The 20,050-nt window shown below is 63.0% G+C and carries 13 protein-coding genes; 10 read left to right on the forward strand and 3 right to left on the reverse strand.

Features of this window, described 5'->3' with window-relative positions:
- Position 1 precedes the first annotated feature (1 nt).
- The 6 genes from rpmF (at position 2) to BLW08_RS05825 (ending at position 5,136) form a co-directional block, all read left to right on the forward strand.
- A complete protein-coding gene (gene rpmF / locus BLW08_RS05800) occupies positions 2 to 205 on the forward strand; it encodes a 50S ribosomal protein L32 (protein ID WP_090818901.1) in 204 nt (67 codons plus the stop codon).
- 23 nt (positions 206 to 228) lie between these two features.
- Entirely contained in the window at positions 229 to 939 is a 711-nt protein-coding gene (gene rnc / locus BLW08_RS05805) for a ribonuclease III (RefSeq protein ID WP_090818904.1), read from the forward strand.
- 5 nt (positions 940 to 944) lie between these two features.
- The gene (mutM, locus tag BLW08_RS05810; RefSeq protein WP_090818907.1) at positions 945 to 1,904 is read left to right on the forward strand and encodes a bifunctional DNA-formamidopyrimidine glycosylase/DNA-(apurinic or apyrimidinic site) lyase; all 960 of its coding nucleotides are present in this window, start codon (positions 945 to 947) and stop codon (positions 1,902 to 1,904) included.
- A 183-nt stretch (positions 1,905 to 2,087) separates the two neighbouring features.
- Positions 2,088 to 2,801 carry a hypothetical protein gene (locus tag BLW08_RS05815; protein ID WP_091323839.1) on the forward strand — a complete coding sequence of 238 codons (714 nt, stop codon included), beginning with the start codon at positions 2,088 to 2,090 and terminating at the stop codon, positions 2,799 to 2,801.
- A gap of 86 nt (positions 2,802 to 2,887) precedes the next feature.
- Positions 2,888 to 4,111 (forward strand): MFS transporter, encoded by a 1,224-nt coding sequence (locus tag BLW08_RS05820; RefSeq protein ID WP_091323902.1) that lies wholly within the window; start codon positions 2,888 to 2,890, stop codon positions 4,109 to 4,111.
- Positions 4,108 to 5,136 (forward strand): TolB family protein, encoded by a 1,029-nt coding sequence (locus BLW08_RS05825; protein WP_091323841.1) that lies wholly within the window; start codon positions 4,108 to 4,110, stop codon positions 5,134 to 5,136. Before BLW08_RS05820 ends, BLW08_RS05825 begins: the two co-directional genes overlap by 4 nt.
- A gap of 107 nt (positions 5,137 to 5,243) precedes the next feature.
- Here BLW08_RS05825 and BLW08_RS05830 read toward each other — a convergent pair whose 3' ends face one another.
- Positions 5,244 to 10,142, reverse strand: a complete 4,899-nt coding sequence (locus tag BLW08_RS05830) for a DUF4082 domain-containing protein (RefSeq protein WP_091323842.1) — start codon at positions 10,140 to 10,142, stop codon at positions 5,244 to 5,246.
- Between the two features lie 356 nt (positions 10,143 to 10,498).
- Between BLW08_RS05830 and smc the strand changes: the two genes are divergently transcribed.
- Both smc and ftsY read left to right on the forward strand, forming a co-directional pair.
- Positions 10,499 to 14,077, forward strand: coding sequence for a chromosome segregation protein SMC (gene smc, locus BLW08_RS05835; protein WP_175538586.1), 3,579 nt, complete (start codon positions 10,499 to 10,501; stop codon positions 14,075 to 14,077).
- A gap of 20 nt (positions 14,078 to 14,097) precedes the next feature.
- Positions 14,098 to 15,303, forward strand: coding sequence for a signal recognition particle-docking protein FtsY (gene ftsY, locus BLW08_RS05840; RefSeq protein ID WP_090818919.1), 1,206 nt, complete (start codon positions 14,098 to 14,100; stop codon positions 15,301 to 15,303).
- A gap of 66 nt (positions 15,304 to 15,369) precedes the next feature.
- Here ftsY and BLW08_RS05845 read toward each other — a convergent pair whose 3' ends face one another.
- Entirely contained in the window at positions 15,370 to 16,590 is a 1,221-nt protein-coding gene (locus tag BLW08_RS05845) for an MFS transporter (RefSeq protein ID WP_091323906.1), read from the reverse strand.
- A 244-nt stretch (positions 16,591 to 16,834) separates the two neighbouring features.
- Between BLW08_RS05845 and BLW08_RS05850 the strand changes: the two genes are divergently transcribed.
- Together BLW08_RS05850 and BLW08_RS05855 are read left to right on the forward strand one after the other, a co-directional pair.
- On the forward strand, positions 16,835 to 18,154 hold the full coding sequence (locus tag BLW08_RS05850) for an ammonium transporter (protein ID WP_090818923.1): 1,320 nt from the start codon (positions 16,835 to 16,837) through the stop codon (positions 18,152 to 18,154).
- Positions 18,151 to 18,489 carry a P-II family nitrogen regulator gene (locus tag BLW08_RS05855; RefSeq protein WP_017199639.1) on the forward strand — a complete coding sequence of 113 codons (339 nt, stop codon included), beginning with the start codon at positions 18,151 to 18,153 and terminating at the stop codon, positions 18,487 to 18,489. The genes BLW08_RS05850 and BLW08_RS05855 overlap by 4 nt, the downstream gene beginning before the upstream one ends.
- A 77-nt stretch (positions 18,490 to 18,566) precedes the next feature.
- Here BLW08_RS05855 and BLW08_RS05860 read toward each other — a convergent pair whose 3' ends face one another.
- Positions 18,567 to 19,967 (reverse strand): glucose-6-phosphate dehydrogenase, encoded by a 1,401-nt coding sequence (locus BLW08_RS05860; protein WP_175538587.1) that lies wholly within the window; start codon positions 19,965 to 19,967, stop codon positions 18,567 to 18,569.
- Between the last annotated feature and the right edge of the window lie 83 nt (positions 19,968 to 20,050).

The following is a 20,050-nucleotide window of genomic DNA, read 5'->3' on the forward strand; positions in this document are numbered from 1 at the left end:
CGTGGCTGTTCCCAAGCGGAAAATGTCTCGCGCAAATACACGCGCCCGCCGTGCCCAGTGGAAGGCAACTGCCCCCAACTTGGTCAAGACCATCGAAAACGGTCAGGTTGTCTACAGCCTGCCGCACCAGGCAAAGGTCGTCACTGACTCTGCCGGCACCGCGCTGTTCCTTGAATACAAGGGCCGCAAGGTCGCAGACGCCTAATCTGCCGTACAGGCTGACTAAGGATGTCTTCAACTGAAGAGCTTCTGAAGCGTCTCGGTGTCTCGATTGACACCGAGACGCTTCGTCTTGCTCTGACACATCGCTCATACGCGTATGAGAACGGCGGGATTCCCACCAACGAGCGCCTGGAGTTCCTTGGCGACTCCATCCTGGGATTCTCCGTCACGGATTCTCTTTACCGTGAGAATCCCTCGCTTCCGGAGGGCGAGCTTGCCAAGCGGCGTTCCGCCGTCGTCAGCACGCGCGCCCTGGCCGGAATTGGCCGGTCGATCGGCGTTGGGGAGTTCATCTACCTCGGGCAAGGCGAAAAGCTGACCGATGGCAAGAACAAGGCCTCAATCCTGGCTGACACCATGGAAGCGTTGATCGGTGCCACGTACCTCTCGAACGACATCGAGACTGCGCGCCAATTGGTCATGCGCCTGGTAGGACCGCTCCTCAAGGATGCAGGTGCCTTGGGAGCAGGAACCGACTGGAAGACGAGCATTCAGGAACTGACCGCCAGCCGGCAACTTGGGGCCATCCACTACGCCGTAGAAGGTTCGGGACCGGACCACGCCCGCACTTTCGAGGCCGTGCTGAACATCGGTGGGACACCCTATGGCAGGGGTTCCGGCCACTCCAAAAAAGAAGCCGAGCAGGAAGCTGCCGCTGACGCCTGGCGAGCCTTGACGGCCCTGGACGCCACAACTGCCGGTCCTGCTTCCGACTGACTCCCATGCCTGAGCTTCCCGAAGTAGAGGTTGTCCGCCGTGGCCTGGCCCGTTGGGTCCGTGGCCGTTCCATCACTGGCGTTGATGTCCTTGATCCACGTTCCATCCGCAGGCATGCCCTTGGGACGGAAGACTTCGTCGGAAACCTTGAACACGCCACGGTGCAGGATGTCGTCCGTAGGGGCAAATTTCTCTGGTTGCCGCTGGCCATGAACAACACCCTGGAGTCCACTCCTGCAGAACTCCCTAAGGTGGCTCTGATGGCGCATCTGGGGATGAGCGGCCAACTGCTGATGCAGGACCCCCACGTCCAGGACGAGAAGCACCTCAAAGTCAGGATCCGGCTCAGTCCTGCAGAAGGTATGCCGGAGCAACTGCGGTTCGTCGACCAGCGTATATTCGGCGGCCTGTTCGTCACGTCCTTGGTGCCGACGCCCGACGGTGGGCCAGGTGGGCTGGGCGAAACGCCGCTGCCCGAAATCGCCGAGGAAGCTTCCCATATTGCCAGGGACCCGCTGGACCCATACTTCTCGTTTGAGGACTTCTACCGCAAGGTCAAGAGTCGGAAGACCGGACTGAAACGGGCGTTGCTGGACCAATCAGTCATTTCGGGCATAGGCAATATCTATGCCGATGAAGCCCTGTGGCGTGCGCGCCTTCATTACGCCAGGGCGACGGATACCTTGCGCCGTCCCGATGCCGAACGGTTGGTGGAGGCGGTCAAGGATGTCATGAACGCTGCGTTGGCCGCTGGCGGGACAAGTTTTGATTCGCTGTATGTGAACGTCAACGGCGATTCGGGGTACTTTGCGCGGTCCCTCAACGCCTATGGGCGGGCCGGAGAATTGTGTGGCCGCTGTGAGGAAATGGGCCTGCACAGCATCATGAAGAGGGAACAGTTCATGAACCGCTCTTCCTACACTTGCCCCGTCTGCCAGCCGCGGCCACGGAACGGACGTTGGTAGAGCCAAAACTGTTCCCGAATCCGGGTGGCAATGGCAGACTGTCCCCATGAACAGCTTGGCGCTTCGAATCGCCATCGCGCAGGCCAACGCCACCACAATGTGGGTGGCGTCAGTTCTACCTGTGACACTTCCTGAATACGCCTCCACCTTTCCCCTGAGCGGTCCTTCCGGATCAGGTAAGCCATGATGGCGCGGCGGCTGGTCATCGCGGGTATTTGCCTTGCCGTGCTGATTGCCGCCGTCGCCATAGTGCTGGACCAGATGGCAAAGCCGGGTGCCACCTCCGCGCAGAGCCCGCCATCCTCCAGTTCAAGCCAGGGTGCCACTCCTTCGGGCGCCGGCACGTCTACGTCCGGCAGTACGGCGTCGGGAGCTGAGGGCAGTGGAACCGGTACCGGCGGGACCGAAACAAACGGAACCGGGAACGACGACGGCGGAGGTTCCGGACCTTCCACCGCCAAACCGCTGGAGGTCCTCCCGCCGGTAACTGCCACCCCCACGGGTTTACCTGCGCCGTCGGCGCCTGCCCCGCTCATCACAGGCGCGCTCCCGGCAGCTGGCAGTGCGTCAGGTGAAATGGTGGACGGCTGGCCTGACGGAGTCCTCACTCTGCCCTCCGGGACCACCATAGGATCTACCTCCGTGTCGACGTCGGGCAATATCCTCCAAGTGACTGCGGACGGTATCCTTGCCAAGCCGCGGGCCGAGGTCCTCGATTTCTTCCGTCAATCCCTGGTTTCGCACGGCTTCTGGTCGGAGGAAGCCCCCGCTGCGCAGGACGCTGTAGCCGCTCGATTTGTGCGGGGGACGGACTCCGTGACGGTTTCAGTGTCCACCACGGGGACAGGCAGCTCGCGCTTCCAGCTGCTGGGCAGCCTTCACACTACGGCGGGCTAGGGGCATCCATGTACATTTCGCTTTCGGACCGCAGCGGCGGTAAACGCGACAAACCACAGGGCAACGGAACGGCACTGGCAAGCGAGGTGCCGTTCCGTTTGTCCCCTGTCATCCTGTGGCTGGGCATCGTGAGCATGGTGACTGATGTGTCCTCCGAGTCCGTTACGGCAATCCTTCCCCTGTACGTGACCGGGTTCCTGGGGCTGTCCACCATCGCCTTTGGATTCATTGACGGTATTAATCAAGGTGCCAGCGCCATCGTCCGGATCGCTGCCGGCTGGGCTGCGGATCGCAGCGGCCACCCCAAACGGATCGCCTTGGCCGGCTATGGACTATCCATGCTCGCCAGGATCGGGTTCCTCTTCGCAGGGGGATTCTGGGCGATCGCCGCCATCGTGACGGGGGACCGGATTGGCAAGGGGATTCGCACGGCTCCCCGGGACGCTCTCATATCAGTGTCCGCGCAGCCTGAACATTTAGCCCGGTCCTTCGGCGTGCACCGAATGCTGGACAACATCGGGGCTGCGGCCGGCCCGTTGATTGCCTTTTTTGTGTTGTTAATGATTCCACAAGGCTTCAGCACTGTTTTTGTGGTGTCATTGGCGTTCGCCGTGATCGGCGTCGCCGTTTTGGCTTTGGTTGTGCCTGACATCCAGGCCCGGGGACTGAAAACTGCCGGGGGACGGGAGGGGCGCAGGCTTTTCGCTTTTTCCTGGAGCCATCTCAAGGAACCTGGGCTGGGCAAGCTGCTGATTGCTGCCGGGCTCCTGGGACTGGTGACCATTGGCGATGGGTTCATCTACTTGGTGTTGCAAGCCAGGGATTCGTTTGCCGTCCAGTGGTTCCCGCTGTTGTTTGTGGGTACCAACGTAGTGTTCCTGGCGCTGGCCATTCCGCTGGGACGGCTCGCGGACCGTGTGGGTAAGGTTCCGGTGTTCATTGGCGGGCACCTCGCGTTACTGATCACGTATTTGCTGGCCTCGGCCCCCTTTGGTGGACTGTGGGGAACCGTGGGCTGCCTGGTTCTGCTGGGGGCGTTCTACGCAGCAACCGACGGCGTGCTGGCCGCCCTGGCCAGCCAGCTGACACCACCTGGCAAGCTTGCCACGGGTATCGCCTCGGCGCAGACCGTGGTGGCGTTGAGCCGCATGACCGCCTCCGCGGGTTTCGGCGTTCTCTGGTATGCCGTGGGTGCAGCCACGGCAATGATCGTGGCCGGTGCCTTGCTGGCCTGTGCCTTGGTTGCTGTGGCGCTCATCCTGCGTGGTACAAAGTCCGGTCCCCGCAGCGACCTGGGCGGAGGGGCATGAGCGGAACCCTGGCTGCCGGCAAAACCAAGTGGGGAATTCTCCTGGCCGTGACAGCCATTGTTCTGGTGGCGGCCGGCATTTATGCCGTGGGAGCCTACCAGCGCTTTGAGGAGAGCCGTACCGCAGCCTCGTCAGTGGGTGTTACGGCGGGCCAACCGCTTCCGGGCGTGCCATTCGTCCTGTTCCGGAATACAGCATCGGGCCAGGGCTATGGCAACGCGGCAACCGTGCCGCTGAGTGCTCCGAGCGGCACCAGGGCCGTCAGCGACCAAGAGTGTGACCGCGTCTATGGAACCCATGAAACAGTGGTGTGCCTCAAGACAAACCGGGGCCTGGTCACAGCTTTCGAAGCGGCTGTGCTGAACAGCGATTGGCAACAACAGCGCACCTGGCCTGTCCCGGGCATTCCCAGCCGGACCCGGATCAGTCCGGACGGGTCCATGATTGCCACCACGGTGTTTGTCAGCGGGCACTCGTACGCAACAGCGGGCTTTTCCACGGCGACGGAGATCACCCTGCCGGGTGGGACCTCCGGAAACCTTGAGGACTTCGCCCTCATGGTGAATGGGGAGCGCCTGGTCACTACGGACAGGAACATTTGGGGTGTCACGTTCGCTCCGGGCCAGAGTGATGTCTTCTACGCCACCGCTGCGTCATCGGGCCGGATCTGGCTGGTCCGTGGGAGTCTTTCGGCGAGGACCCTCACGGCCATGCACGACAATGTGGAGTGCCCGTCGATATCGCCGGACGGAACCCGGATTGCCTTCAAGAAGAACGACGGCGGGGCGTTGGCTGCGCACTGGAAAGTCGCTGTGCTTGACCTCGCTACGGGACAGGAAACGGTCTTGTCGGAAAAGCGAAGCGTGGATGACCAGATTGAATGGTTGGACGACCACAACCTGCTTTACGGTTTGGCGGATGAGGCTGTTGAAGGGGACAGCAACATCTGGAAACTGGGGACCGAAGCAGCGTCGCAGCCCGGCCTGTTCATCGCCCATGCGTGGTCGCCCAGCGTAGTGCGCTGACCGGAGCCGGACCAGAAGGAGAGCCGGCCCGCAGCAAGACAACTCCGCTGGCGCCCGGCCCGGAGTTCGGGGGCAGTGCGCCAGCGGAGCCAGCCTTTACCTTCGGGTCAGCAGAGCCCGAGCAACCCGCAGAGCAGCCCGCCGGATTGTGTGGGGCTGGGCGACGGACTCGGAGTTGCCGTTGCCGTCGCCGTTGGTGACGGTGTAGGCGTCGGGGTTGCCGTTGCCGTTGCTGTAGGTGACGGAGCCGGTGCAGCCAGCTGTTGTGCCGGCGCTGTGGTGGAGTACACCACATCCACAAAGTAGTTCGTGGCATTCCAGGAGCTGGTCGGCATGACCCCGCCAGTGCCATACCGGTAGCGTCCGTTATTTGGGCCGCTGGCTATGAATACTCCGCTGGTGTATGTCTGGTTGAAGAATCCAGAGGTGTAGGAGTAGCGGCCATTGGGTGCTCTGTACGAGACGACGTAGGTTTGGCCCGTCACCAACGCTACGGGGGTTGCCAACGTAGCGGTCTGCCAGCCAGTGGCTGTTTCATTGGTAAAGGTCACCTGGGCCAGCCGTGTGCCTGCCGAGTTCCAGAGCGATCCCACGTGGGTTCCGGTATTGCCGGTCCCTTTGTAGAAACGGATGCCCGTGACGTTCCCGGCCTGCGAAACGGTGAAGGCAGTCCCCAGTTCAACGGACAAGATATCGGGTGCCGATAGCGTCTGGGGTGTCAGAGCGCCGAAGATGGTGGATACCTGGACGGCCGGTGCAGCGGTGGTGAATTGCCAGTTGGTAGTGGGGAACGCTTGCCCCTGTTGGGAGACAACGTTGGCCACACTGGCGGAAATCACCGTGCTGTTGGGAAGCGGTGCGGCAGGGGTGAACGTGACGGACTTGCTGTCCGCAGAGAGGGATGCTGTGCCGGCCACAGAGGCGCCGTTCGCAGTCAGAGTAAACGACGAGCCCGTATTGATGGCGGAGGAGAACGTTATGGATGGCTTCACATCCGTCGGAATCCCGGTGGCACCTGGGGCGGGAACTTGCTCGGACACCGTCAGTGGCGGTGTTGAGGTAGCGAAGACCAGGTCCACCAGGTAACTGGCAGTGGACGTGGCATTGGGGAAATCGCTGTTATAGGCGAAGGCCCCCGAATCCGCGTCGGTGCGCAGTGGCCCACTGGTGAAGCCGGCACCAAACCCTCCGGCAGTGTAGGAGTACTTACCCGTCGGAGCCTTGTAGGCTGCTACGTACTCCGTGTCGGCCTCGATATTCACTGGCTGGCTGAAGGAAGCGGTCTGCCAACCAGAACTGGATTCATTGGTGAAGGTGACTGTGGCCAGGAGTTGACCGGTGGCCGTGTAGAGCGATCCAGTGTGTGTTCCTGTGTTGCCGGCCGCCTTGTAGAAGCGCACACCGGTTACCTGGCCAGGCGTATCACTGGCAAACCGGACCCCAAGTGACAACGGCATGCCGTCGTTGGCGTCAGGCGTCGAGGGCGTCACCGTGTCCTGGTAGAGCGTGCAGGGGCACACGCCAGGCGTCCTGGGAGCCGGAACTGTGGTGAAGCTCCAGGTGCCACCAGCCGTCATCGGCTGCCCGGACACTGATGTCGCCGTCACCGTTGCCGTGTAGGACGTCCCTGCAGTGAGTGCCGCAGTGGGCGTGAAGGTGACCTTACGGCTCGTAGCGTCGTAGCTGGATGTCCCGGCTACGGCAGCTCCGCTGGTGACCTTCAATGCCATAGTGACGCTCGACGCCACGGCGGCCTCCGACAGCACGGCAGTGACAGCAGTGTTGAGGGGAACGCTGGACGCATTCGGCAACGGCGAATGCGAACCCACCGTGAACGGGGTGTTCGGTACAGTGACCACCACGTCCACCAGATAGCTGGCTGTGGACCGCGAGGACGCAAAGTCGCCGCTGTACGTGTAGGCGCCAGCGTCAGACGCTGCCCGGAGCGGTCCTACGCTCATGCCGGAACCGAAACCGTTGGCAGTTGCCGAATACGTTCCGGTCAGGGACTTGTAGGACACGATGTATTCGGTATTGGCAGCCATCTGGACTGGTTGGCTGAACATGGCAGTCTGCCACCCGGACGCACTCTCGTTGGTGAACGCCACCGTGGCCAGCTGCTGGCCGGTGGCCGAGTACAGGGCGCCGTTGTGGGTGCCCGTGTTTCCAGCGGACTTGTAGAAGCGAACACCCAGCACCTCGCCCGCGGACACGCTGGAGAATCTCACACCCAGGGTCACGGGCACGCCCTCACGGAGCTCCGCGATTCCCGGGGTCACCGAGTCGTCAAAAAGGCTGCAGGGGCAGGAACCCGGCACAGGCAGGGTGGCGGCGGTGGTGAAGGACCAGGTCCCGCCTGCTGTCACGGGACCACCGACAGAGTCGGTGCCGGCCAACGTCGCCGTGAATTGGGTACTGAATGCCAAGGCGCTCGACGGCGTGAAGGTCGCCCGCCGCGTGGCGGCGTCATACGCTGTAGTGCCCGCCACTGGACCCGATGGGGACTGCAACGTGAGTTGGACGCTGGCTGCCGTAACAGGCTTGGAGAATACAGCGCTGACCTTCGTATTGACTGACACGCTGGACGAAGACGGGACGGGCGTGTGGCCCGAGACCGTCATGGGCGAGCTGTCAACGGTGCTGAACAGGGCATCGGCAAAGTAGTTTCCGCCGTTGTAGCTGGTGGTCGGGAAGCCTTGGGAGGTGCTGTACACGCCGGCCGGTTCAGCGCCGAAGCCACCGGCCACCTTCAGCGGAGCATCAGTAGAACCAAAGCTCGCCCATTGATAGTCCTTGGTGGCGTAGTGGCCATTGGGTGCCCAATAGGAGGCTGTGTACTTTTGTCCGGCCGCTACAGGCACTGCCTGGCTGAACAGGGCCGTTTGCCAGCCGGAAGCGGTCTCGTTGGTGAACGTCGCTGTCGCCAGGCGCTCGCCGGTGGAGCTCCACAGGGATCCGGTGTGGGTGCCGGTATTGGCTGTGCTCTTGTAGAAGCGGACACCTGTGATGAAGCCGTCCACTGACGGGGTGAAACGCAGGCCCATCTCGTAAGCGCCGCCATCGCCGGAGTCCTTGACCACTGGGACGGTCTGGCCGAAGACGCTGTACGGGCCGCTAAGCGTGATGCTCCGAGTCACGGCCGTTCCGATGTTGGCGCTGTCGTCAATGGCCCGCGCCTGAACGGTAGCCGTCGTGAGGCCCTTCTGGATATAGGTGTAGGTCCAGGTCTGCTTTCCCTGTGCAGGGTGCCAGGTGGCACCCCCATCAGTGGAGACTTCGACGCCGGCCACCACACCGCCAACATCGGCGGCAGTTCCGGTCACGGTAACGCTGCTGCCATGTGCCACGGTGGCTCCTGTGGCGGGAGCAGAGATGGCCACTGTTGGTTTGGTGGTGTCGGTGCTCGCTACGGCAGCAACCAGTCCGGCTGCCCTGGTTGCCGGTTGCGCGCCCATATCGGCCAGCAGGTTGACCTGGGCCTGCCGCATCCGGACATCGGCCGGTGCGCCATCGCCGTCGTGCTCCTGGTCCAGGCCCCACGTCCACTGGACGCTTCCGGCGGAAAAGACCAAAGCGCCACTGGCTGCCTTGTAGAGGGTCACGTTGTGGGTAGTGCTTCCTGGTGCCACGGTATTGCCGAAGTCCTGAAGGTACTCGGGCACGCTGCCAACAGTGGTGGAGAGCCGGATGAGCCCCGCCGGCCGGAAGCCATTGTCCAGGTCTTCATTGGATTCGTAGCCCACGGTGTGTGCCGCAAGAGCTGCAGAAGACCCTGCAGGCAACGATGCAAGGGTGGTGTTTCGCCAGAGCCTGGTCTTCCCTTCGTCCGCTTTGACAGTGATGGGCAGGTCCGAGTGGTTGGACATGTACATGGTGCCGGTCAGGCCATTCTCCGGCAGCCCGCCGCCATTGGACTGGGAGGCAAAGCGCGGGTCGCGCCAAGTGCCTGTCCACTGGGCGCTGGGATCAATCTTGGCGTTGCCCCAGGTTTCCTTGTAGCAAGTGAGCGTCCGGTTGGCGGCGCCGTCCACCGTTGAGGGTTCAAAGCGGGTACGCCAGTACATCTCGTTGCCCGACAGGAATTGCAGGTTCACCCCGGCGTCCCGGGCAGCAGTGACGTTGGCCCGTTGGGGGCCGGACCAATACTCGTCGTGCCCGACGGACAGGAACACCTTGTGGTTCAGCAATTCCGCGCCGCTGCGATCGGTATCAAGGCCGCTGATATAGCTGACGTCATAACCGTTTTGTTCCAGGAAGCGAACCATGGGGTACTCATTGGAGAAGTAGAAGTCGCGGCCACCGGGGCCGTCCCTGGTTGCCATGGGACGGTTGTAGCTGACTTTGTAGGACCGGCCGTTAGCGGCACCCTGGTAGAAGTCCGAGCCGCCGTAAGTGTTGTAGGCCTGCCAGGTCTGGTCAGCGGTCTGGAAGACGACGGCGGAACGGTTGCCGTCGTTGCGCACGACGAACGTGATGTGGCTCTTCGCTCCCGTGTCAGGGCGCGTGAGCAGTGCAATGTAAACGCCGGACACAGCCGTAGCCGGTACCTGCCACGTTGCAGACACCGCCCACGTACCGCAGTCATAGAGTTCGGTGCTCACGTCAGTCCGGCAAGCGGGCTGGTTCTGGCGGAGGACCGACGGCGTCACATCGGCGATCTTCCGGGCCCCGTTGCCGCCGTACCAGCCTGTCCGGTAGATGCCAATGGTGTACGTGAGCGCATTTGTGTCCACCTTGAATCGGATGGGCTGCCCGGCGTTGACGCTGATCTCAGTGGAGAAGCCCTGAATACTGTCGTCGCCGGCACCGTTGATGTCCCACTCGGAGGGCGGACTTCCGGTTTTGGAGTTCTCGCACGCCACCAGGTTCACCACCGGATCGCAAGGACCGGCAGCCACTGCAGGGCCTGCGGTGAGGGGAAGCAAAGCCGCCACCATGGAAATCACCAAAGGCACAAGGAGTCCCTTGAGGCTTCGCTGGGGTCGGGTAGCTGAAGGACCGGGCATCAGAACTCCTGGAGTGGTACGCCAATTGCTTAGACGGGCCCGCCGATTTCCGTGCACGGTCCCTGCTTGTCGCTCCCCAGCCAGGGTCAAACCAAGATCTTCAGTTGTGTAACTCAGGGTTTCTGCACTTGGGGTCGTCGTTCCGAAGATCGGGACCGGATCCGGAAGGGGCGGAACAGAAGTTCACGCCATTGCCGGATCACCGGAACGATAAGGCCAAGTAGCCCTTGGCAGGAGTGTAGGGGTGCAGCCTGCCGCCCGCAAGGCGTTCCGGCATCAGATCCGTAGATTTCCATCAAACGGCAGTAGATTTAGGGGATACAACCACCCGGGCCACCCAGGAGAACCGAAGCGCCTTGCACCTTAAAAGTCTGACTGTCCGAGGATTCAAGTCGTTCGCGTCGGCCACGACGTTCGACTTCGAGCCCGGCGTCACTGCCGTCGTGGGACCCAACGGATCGGGCAAATCCAACGTGGTGGATGCGCTGGCCTGGGTCATGGGGGAGCAGGGCGCCAAGACCCTGCGCGGCGGAAAAATGGAAGATGTCATCTTCGCCGGCACCTCCGGCAGGGCGCCGTTGGGCCGCGCCCACGTGTCCCTGACCATAGACAATGCCGACAATGCGCTCCCCATCGAATACAGCGAAGTCACCATCTCCCGGACACTCTTCCGTACCGGGGGATCCGAATACGCCATCAATGGCGCACCGTGCCGTCTCCTCGATATCCAGGAACTCTTGTCAGACTCCGGCCTTGGCCGGGAAATGCACGTCATCGTGGGGCAGGGCCAACTTGACCGCGTCCTGCACGCCACCCCCGAGGACCGCCGGGGATTCATTGAGGAAGCTGCGGGAATTCTCAAGCATCGCCGCCGCAAGGAAAAGACCGTCCGCAAGCTGGAAGCAATGCAGGCCAACCTTGCACGGCTCGGAGACCTCACAGCTGAGATCCGGCGCCAACTCACTCCACTGGGCAAGCAGGCAGAAATAGCGCGGCGCGCCCAGACGGTTCAATTCGATGTACGCGATGCCCGGGCCCGCCTCCTTGCTGACGACCTCGTGCAGCTCACAACCAGCCTCGAACAGGACGTTGCCGACGAAGCTGCGCTCAAGGAACGCCGTGTGGTGGTCGAAACCGGGCTGGGAGTGGGACGGCGTCGCCAGGCAGCCTTGGAGCAGCAGGCCGCCCAAGCCACCCCGCGCCTCAACGCAGCACGCGACCATTGGTACCAGCTCTCAGCAGCCCGGGAGCGCCTGAGATCACTGGGCTCGCTGGCCTCTGAACGCCGCAGGCTCCTCGGGTCCTCGGAGGCCACCCCAGACACCGGCCGTGATCCCGAACAGCTTGAGCGCCAGGCCGTCCGGGTTCGGGAAGAGCAGTCGGCTTTGGAACACGACATCCTTGCAAAACAGGCTGCACTCCTTGAAGCAACGGTCGCAAAGGACGGGGCAGAGGCGCTCGCAGCTGCCGAGGACAAGCGGCTGACCGCCATGTTGAGGGCAGCCGCCGATCGGCGTGAAGGCCTGGCCAGGCTGGCCGGTCAGGTTGCGGCCGCTCGATCCCGTGCCGAGGCCGCCGAAGCCGAACGCGGCCGCCTCCGCGAATCACTGGCATCGGGCGACGAACGGCGCCGCAAGGCCCAGAGCGAGTTCACAGCCCTCGAATCCCAGGTGGCCGGCGTAGAAGATGGCGAAGAGAGCCTCGATGCAGAGTATGAAAATGCCAACGATGTCCTGGATGCTGTCCTCGCCGAAATCGAGGAACTGAAAACTTCCGAGGCCGAAGCTGTCCGCGAAAGGGACGCCCTCACGGCGCGCCGTGACGCGCTGCAACTGGGACTCAACCGGAAGGACGGCTCTGGCAGCATCCTTACAGCCGACGGCATCCTGGGGCCCTTGGCCGCGTTGATAGCAATCGAGCCTGGCTACGAGGCGGCCATAGCTTCCGCCCTGGGAAGCGCCTCGGATGCTTTGGTGGTCGCCGGCCCGAAGGCCGCCGTCGCAGCCATCCAGTCGTTGAAGGATGACGACGCCGGCAGGGCAGCTTTGCTTCTGGGGGGCGGTTCAGGTGTGAATGACGAACGGCACGCTGTATCAGGGCTGCCCCCCGGCGGACGTTGGGCAGTCGACGTCGTGAAGATCGCTGATCCAGCCGCCCAAGGTGCCTTGGCGCTGCTTGCCCGCACCGTCGTCGTCGATGATCTTGAGGCAGCCGCAGAGCTCGTCGGGGATCATCCGGAGGTCAGGGCTGTCACCCGGGAGGGTGACGTCGTTACCCATGTGACCATCATGGGCGGCTCGGCCACCGCTCCATCGCTGCTTGAAGTCCAGGCAGCAGTGGACGACGCCGTTGCCAGGCTTCAGGAGGTCACAGCCCGCCTGGAACGTGGGCGGTTCGCCTTGGCAGGAGCTCAAGCCCGCCGCGACGAAGCACAGGACCGGGCCGATGCCGCGCTGGAGCGGTTGCACGAATCCGACGCCAGGCTTGCCGCTGTGGCGGAACGTCTGGGCCATCTCAACTCCCTGCTGCGCAGTGCAGTGGGAGAAAGCGAAAGGCTTGCCGCCTCCATGGCGAAGGCTGAAGCGAATATCGCCGAGGCCCAACTTGACCTTGAAGTCGCCGCGGAGCGTCTGGCTGCTGCACAGGAGGCCCCGGACGAGGAACCATCAACGGATCAGAGGGATGAACTCGCAGTTCAGGCAAGGGCCGCCCGGGCGCTTGAAACAGAAGCCCGTCTGGCACTTCGTACAGCGGAAGAGCAGTTGGGTGCCATCAGTAATCGAGCGGCATCGCTGGAACGGGCAGCAGCTACGGAACGACGCGCCCGTGAAGAGGCGGCACGCAGGGCGCAGCGACGACGTGCCCAGGCACAGCGCGCCGCGGCCGTAGCCTCGGCCGCAGAACAGACACTGAAGTTCCTCGATATCTCCGTGGAACTGGCCGGCTGGGAGCGCGACCTCGCGGAACAAACCCGGGAGCAACTGGAGAAAGAACTGGCAGAGGTCCGTTCCGGGAACGATGCCCTCGCCCGGGAACTCGCAGACCTGACCGATTCCGTGCATCGCGATGAGATGGCGCGAACCCAGCAGCGGTTGCGCATTGAAGCCCTGGAGGCACGGTCCATCGAAGAACTGGGCCTCTCTGCTGAGCAGCTTGTGGCCGATTACGGTCCGGACCAACCCGTGCCGCTTCCTGCCGGAACCACCACCGACAAGTGGGCTGAGCTCCGCGCACCAGTGGATGAGAATGGAGACCCTGTGGTTGAAGGGGTTCCGTTCGTCCGCGCTGAGCAGGAAAAACGGCTCAAGAAAGCTGAACGGGACCTCGCGGCGCTGGGCAAGGTCAACCCGCTGGCGCTCGAAGAGTTTGCCGCCCTGGAGGAACGGCATCAATTCCTCAGTTCCCAGCTGGAAGACCTGAAGTCCAGCCGGAAGGATCTCCTGGACATCATCAAAGAGGTGGACAACCGCGTTCAGCAGGTCTTCACCGAGGCCTTTGCCGATACCTCGGCCCAGTTCGACCACGTCTTCGCCAGGCTTTTTCCTGGTGGCGAGGGCAGGCTGGTGCTTACTGACCCGGAGGACATGCTGACCACTGGAATCGAAGTGGAGGCCAGGCCGGCAGGCAAGAAGATCAAGAGGCTTTCGCTCCTCTCCGGCGGTGAGCGCTCCCTGACCGCAGTGGCACTCCTGGTGGCGATCTTCAAGGCACGGCCGTCGCCGTTTTATGTCATGGACGAAGTGGAGGCAGCGTTGGATGACACCAACCTCGGCCGGCTCATCACTATTTTCGAAGAATTGCGGGAGTCCAGCCAGCTGATCGTGATCACCCACCAAAAGCGCACCATGGAAGTCGCCGACGCGCTTTATGGCGTGACCATGAGGGGCGATGGCGTCTCCACCGTCATCAGCCAGAGGCTCGGTGCCGGGGCTTAGCTTTATGAGAAGGTAGGGGAGTGAACGATTTCCTACCCATAATTCTGTCCATTCTCGCTGCGCTCGTGGTGGTCGGCGGACTCGTGCCGGTACTCCTGAAGGCCCGGAAGTCCGGCGCCAAGTACCCAGGAACGCGGGATGCGAACGACCCCCTCCAGTCATCGGCAGCAGGCGGCGGAACCCTTGTGGAGGACCGCCCGGACGCGGTGAAGGCGCCGGCCCCAACTTTTGACGGAACCGTCGAAGGCACGGATGTGCCGGACGACGCCGCCGGGCTCGAAACCATCGCGATTGATACTCCGGCTCCGGTGGAGGGTCGCCTGACGCGCCTCCGCGCGCGCCTGATCAAATCCAACAACATCCTCGGCAAGGGCCTCCTTGCCTTGTTGTCCGGCGACAAGATCGACGAAAACGTGTGGGATGAGGTGGAAGAGACCCTCTTGCTGGCCGATCTCGGTACAGAACCCACCATGCAGCTGGTTGATGCCCTGCGGGAGCGCGTCAAGGTGCTGGGCACCCGCAGCCCCGAAGACGTCAAGGCCATGCTTCGTGAAGAACTCATCAAGCTCGTTGATCCCACCATGGACCGGTCCCTGAATGTGGAGCGAAAGGCGGACCGGCCCGCCGTCGTGCTTGTTGTGGGTGTGAACGGCGTGGGCAAGACCACCACCGTCGGCAAGCTGGCACGTGTCCTGGTGGCGGAAGACAAGGATGTCCTGTTGGGCGCTGCTGATACGTTCCGCGCGGCAGCGGCCGAGCAATTGGCGACGTGGGGCCAGCGGGTGGGCGTCCCCACCGTTAAGTCCGACATCGACGGTGCCGACCCCGCCTCTGTAGCCTACGAGGCCGTGAAGGCCGGTATCGACCAGGAAGTCGACGTAGTCATGGTGGACACCGCGGGCCGCCTCCAGAACAAGACGGGCTTGATGGACGAGCTCGGCAAGGTCAAGCGGGTCATCGAGAAGCTGGCAGAGGTTGATGAAGTCCTGTTGGTCCTGGACGCCACAACAGGCCAAAACGGCCTGAACCAGGCACGCGTTTTCGCCGAGGTAGTCAATATCACGGGCATTGTGCTGACCAAGCTGGACGGAACCGCCAAGGGCGGCATTGTTGTGGCTATCCAGAAATCACTGGGTGTCCCGGTGAAACTCATTGGCTTGGGCGAAGGCCCGGACGATCTTGCACCGTTCGACGCCGAAAGCTTTGTGGACGCGCTCCTCAACTAGCGCTCCAGCTACAAACTGACTGGCAGGTGTGGTTGTTCTGCGCTTCAGGACAACCCCACCTGCCAGTCAGTTTTTGGGTTTAAGGGGCTCGCGCGCAAACAGCCAGCCTGCAGCTGTGAGCAGCAGTACACCGCCGGTCATGCCGAACGCCCACCCATAGCCCAGACGGTCAGCGAGGAGACCCGCCACAACAGGACCGATGATGGCGCCCGTATCGGCGGCCATTTGGAAGACTGCCAGAACCTTGCCCCCGGAGTGTCCCCGGCCAATCACGTCGGCGACGGCGGCCTGCTGCGCCGGGCCCAGCAAGCCGGAGCCGAATCCCGCTACCGCGGACGCAATCAGGAAACCTGTGAGGTCCGTTGTCAGGCCAATGACGCCGGTAGCAAGCCCGGTGATGACGAGTCCCGGGATCAGCAGGGGCTTCCGTCCCCAGGCATCGGCCAAACGCCCGCTGAAGGTGAGGGCCAGGGCGTTGCCCACAGCGAAGATGGCAAGCGCCCACGCCGCCGTTGCCGGTTGTGACTGCAGGACGGCAACGGCGAACAACGGGATGGTGGCCATGCGGACGCCGAATGTCACCCAGCCGTTGCCGAAGCTCGAGAAAACCGCTGCGCGGTAGGCCGAATCACCGAGCGCTTCCTTCAGCGTCATCGCCGGGGCAGGAGCAGCGTCTGCCGCGGTGTTGCCTTCGCCGCCCAGCATGGTGCGGACCACCAAAGCCGCCGCCAACAGAGCCGCGGCGTACGCGAGGAAGGGGACCCGGAGGCCGAAGCCCGCCAACAAGCCGCCCACCACCGGGCCCAGCACACTCCCGATCAGGAACGCAGATGCATAGGCGCCGGAGACCCGGCCACGGCGTTCGGGTGGGGCGAGCCGGATGAGCAGGCCCATGGCCGCGACGGTAAACATCACCGAGCCGGCACCGCCGAGGCCGCGGAAGATCAGCAACTGCCAGTAATCCTGTGCAAAGGCGCACGCCGCTGTGGAGACTGCCACGATCAGAAGACCGGAGACGTACACATTCCGTTCGCCGAATCGTCCGATCAGGGCACCGCCCGCCGGGGCGAAGACCAGGCGCATGAACGCAAAGATGCTGACGATGATGGCGGCGGCCGTTGCCCCGACGTCGAATGTTGTGGCGAATTGCGGAAGGACAGGTGCCACCAGTCCGAATCCCAAGGCGATAAGGAATGCCGCGGCCAGCATGACCTTGATGTCGCGGGGGAGAGGTGCCTTCTCCGACTGGATCCTTGGTGCGTCAACGGATCTGGGAGACTGCGTCATCTGGTGCTGGTCCTTCACATGGGTTCTTGTGGCGATATCCGGGTAATTCCGGTGAAGTCTGACGTCTGAAACATATCCGTAACACTGGGGATATGCACCATTTACGTTGGGGAGGTTGTTGTAACCAGCCCGCAATGTAAAACCCGCGCAGGTGAAACACGGCGGCACAAAACTCTTAAGCAGGACGCAAAGGGCGTCAGGACAGCGGTTGAACCGCAGATCTAGCAAGAGAGGAACGTGCACCATGGAACTTACCGCAGGTCACGTATGGGTCATGGTGGCGGCGGCGCTTGTGCTGTTCATGACACCTGGTCTGGCATTTTTCTACGGCGGCATGACACGCGCCAAAGCAGCCCTGAACATGATGATGATGAGCTTCATCTCCATCGGTATTGTCGGCGTTGTTTGGGTACTGTGGGGCGCCTCAATGAGCTCCGGCGAAGGCTTTATGGAGATCGTGGGCAACCCGTTCGCCACCTTCGGCCTGGAAGGCATCAGCACTCCTGATGGCTTGATCAAGGTAGGCTACGCAGCCACGTTCGCCATCATTACGGTGGCACTGATCAGCGGCGCCATCGCCGACCGTGCAAAGTTTGGCGCCTGGACCATCTTCGTCCCGGTCTGGGTCACCTTGGTTTACTGCCCGCTGGCCTACATGGTGTGGGGCGGCGGCCTGTTCGGTCCGGAAGGCGCCATCGGCAAGGCTCTCGGTCCGGCGATCGACTTCGCCGGCGGCACCGTAGTTCACATCAATGCCGGTGTAGCCGCGCTGGTCCTGGTCCTCATCATTGGTAACCGCCGCGGCTTCGGCAAGGACCCGAACCACCGCCCGCACAACATCCCGTTCGTCATGCTCGGAGCAGCAATTCTCTGGTTCGGCTGGTTCGGCTTCAACGGCGGTGCAGCCACCACTGCAGAGCAGGGCGGCCTGATCTGGGTCAATACCCTTGCAGCTCCGGCAGCCGCCATGATCGGCTGGCTCATCACTGAACGTATCCGCGACGGACACCCGACGTCGCTGGGCGCAGCCTCCGGTGTAGTTGCCGGTCTGGTTGCCATCACCCCCGCCTGTGCAAACGTCAGCCCGGTTGGTGCCCTCGGACTCGGTGTAGTTGCCGGTGTCGCGTCCGCTCTTGCTGTAGGTCTCAAGTTCCGCTGGGGCTTCGATGACTCCCTGGACGTTGTAGGCGTCCACCTCGTCTCCGGCATCATTGGCACCGTTGCTCTGGGCTTCATTGCCCTTCCCACGGACGGTGTTGGCGGCGGTCTCTTCTACGGCGGCGGTATGACACAAATGTGGGCGCAGCTCGCAGCAGCCGGTATCGCCATCGCTTTCTCGGCCATCATGACGGCCATCATTGCCTTCGCCATCCACAAGACCATGGGCTTCCGGGTCTCCACCGAACAGGAGAACGTTGGCGTGGACCTCAGCCTGCACGCTGAGACGGCCTATGAGTTCGGTGTCAACGGCCACGGTGGCAGCTTCCAGCCGCTGCACGAAGCAATGACCGGCAAGTCCGAAGAGAAGGCTCCCGCAGAAGGCAAGGAGAGTGTCCAGGCATGAAGCTCATCACAGCGATCGTCCGACCCGAAAAGCTTGAAGCAGTCCGGGAAGGCCTCGAAGCATACGGGGTCCAGGGCCTGACGGTCAGCGCGGCCAGCGGGTACGGCCGCCAGCGCGGCTACACCGAGGTGTACCGGGGAGCCGAGTACAACGTGGACCTGCTTCCCAAGATCCGCATCGAGGTTCTCGCCACGGATGAGCAGGCAGATGACATCCTGGATGTTCTGATCGCCAGTTCCAACACCGGACGCGCCGGTGACGGCAAGGTGTGGACCGTGGATGTCTACGAAGCAGTCCGGGTCCGGACCGGTGAGCGCGGCGCAGCCGCAATCTAAGTTCGTAACGCACAACAAGCGGGCCGGGTACCCATCAAGGTACCCGGCCCGCTTGCGCGTTCCCGGTGTCTTTTTCTCTACTGCACGACGTCGCTGGGCCAGTTCGCCGGTCCGCGGCTGCCGGCGTCGTACTCATCCAGCGGAACGGTACCGCCCTCCCAGGCGCGCAGGACCGGCTCGATGATCCGCCAGCAGTCCTCCGCGGTGTCACCCCGGACTGAGAGAAGGGGGTCGCCTGTCAGGATGCCTTCCAGCACTTCTCCGTAGGGCAGCATGCCCGGGGCATTGAGCTCAGCCACCAGGCTTGCCCGGTCCAAGGTGAAGACGTCGCCCGGGCCGTTCACATCCACGTCCAACTGCAGGACGTCCGGACCGAAGCCGATCCGCAGCTGGTTGGGAGAATCCACGCCGGAGAATCCCTTGGGCAGGTGGGGGACGGGGCGGAAGGTGATTACGGCTTCCTTGCGCCGGTGTCCCAGGGCCTTGCCGGAGCGGAGGATGAAGGGGACTCCCTTCCACCGCCAGTTGTCGATGTCCACGTGGACCTCGGCCAGGGTTTCGGTATTTCGGGCCGGATCCACGCCTTCCTCGGCTGCGTAGTCCGGCACTGTCCGCTCCCCGAGGGTGCCTGCCGTGTACCGGGCGCGTCGGGTGGAGTGGCTGTAGGGCGCCTTGATGCTGCTGGCGCGCAGGACTGTGGCCACAGCGTCACGCAAGTCTCGTTCCTCGATGGTGGCCGGGGCGTCGATGGCCAGGAAAGCCATGATGTGGAGCAGATGGCTCTGGATCATGTCCCTAAGGGCCCCGGCATTGTCGTAGTAACGTGCCCGCCCCTCAAGGGCCAGGTCCTCGTCAAAGACCACTTCAATCTTCTCGATGTGTTCGCGGTTCCACACCGGCTCCAGGAACCTGTTGGCAAAGCGGAGGCCCAGGATGTTCAGCACGGTCGCTTTGCCCAGGAAGTGGTCCACTCGGTGGATATGGTCCTCGGATACCAAGGTGGCCAGTGTCTTGTTCAGCTCATGTGCCGATTCCGCGCCCGAACCGAAAGGTTTCTCCATGACCAGGCGTGTCCCTGCAGGCAGTTGGTCCTGATGGAGGACCTCACATGCCTTTTGGCTGACCTGCGGTGGGAGGGCGAAGTAGATGGCAACAGGTCCCTCCAGTTGGGCCAAAAGCGCGGCCAGCGGTCCGTCCGCTGTCACATCCACCTGGTGGTATTCGGTAGCGTCGGCAACGCGGGCCAGCGCGGCGCGCCCGCTGGCGTCAGCTGTTTTCGATGCAGCCTCAAAGGCGCCGTCCACCCGTTGCCTCCATTGGTCGGGAGACCAAGGGTCAGATCCGGCGCCCACCAGTTGGAGCCCTGGAGCCCGTCCGGAAGCAAGGAGGCCGGCCAGCCCCGGGAGCAGGAGCCTGCCCGTGAGGTCCCCGGACGCGCCGAGGATGAGCAACGTTTTTACAGTTGTTTTGCTGGTCACTGTGCCAGCATGCCATCTTGCAGGTGCGACTTGGTACCCTAGATAGTCGAGTCCCCTAGTCGATTCAGATTTGTTGGGTTTGA

The organism is Arthrobacter sp. cf158 (genome assembly GCF_900106835.1).
Classification (GTDB): Bacteria; Actinomycetota; Actinomycetes; order Actinomycetales; family Micrococcaceae; genus Arthrobacter.

Coding starts and splice junctions, on each gene's coding strand:
- BLW08_RS05850 (WP_090818923.1), top strand. CDS start 16,835: ATGGAACTTACCGCAGGTCACGTATGGGTCATGGTGGCGGCGGCGCTT.
- BLW08_RS05825 (WP_091323841.1), top strand. CDS start 4,108: ATGAGCGGAACCCTGGCTGCCGGCAAAACCAAGTGGGGAATTCTCCTG.
- BLW08_RS05855 (WP_017199639.1), top strand. CDS start 18,151: ATGAAGCTCATCACAGCGATCGTCCGACCCGAAAAGCTTGAAGCAGTC.
- BLW08_RS05815 (WP_091323839.1), top strand. CDS start 2,088: ATGATGGCGCGGCGGCTGGTCATCGCGGGTATTTGCCTTGCCGTGCTG.
- BLW08_RS05845 (WP_091323906.1), bottom strand. CDS start 16,590: ATGACGCAGTCTCCCAGATCCGTTGACGCACCAAGGATCCAGTCGGAG.
- rnc (WP_090818904.1), top strand. CDS start 229: ATGTCTTCAACTGAAGAGCTTCTGAAGCGTCTCGGTGTCTCGATTGAC.
- BLW08_RS05830 (WP_091323842.1), bottom strand. CDS start 10,142: ATGCCCGGTCCTTCAGCTACCCGACCCCAGCGAAGCCTCAAGGGACTC.
- mutM (WP_090818907.1), top strand. CDS start 945: ATGCCTGAGCTTCCCGAAGTAGAGGTTGTCCGCCGTGGCCTGGCCCGT.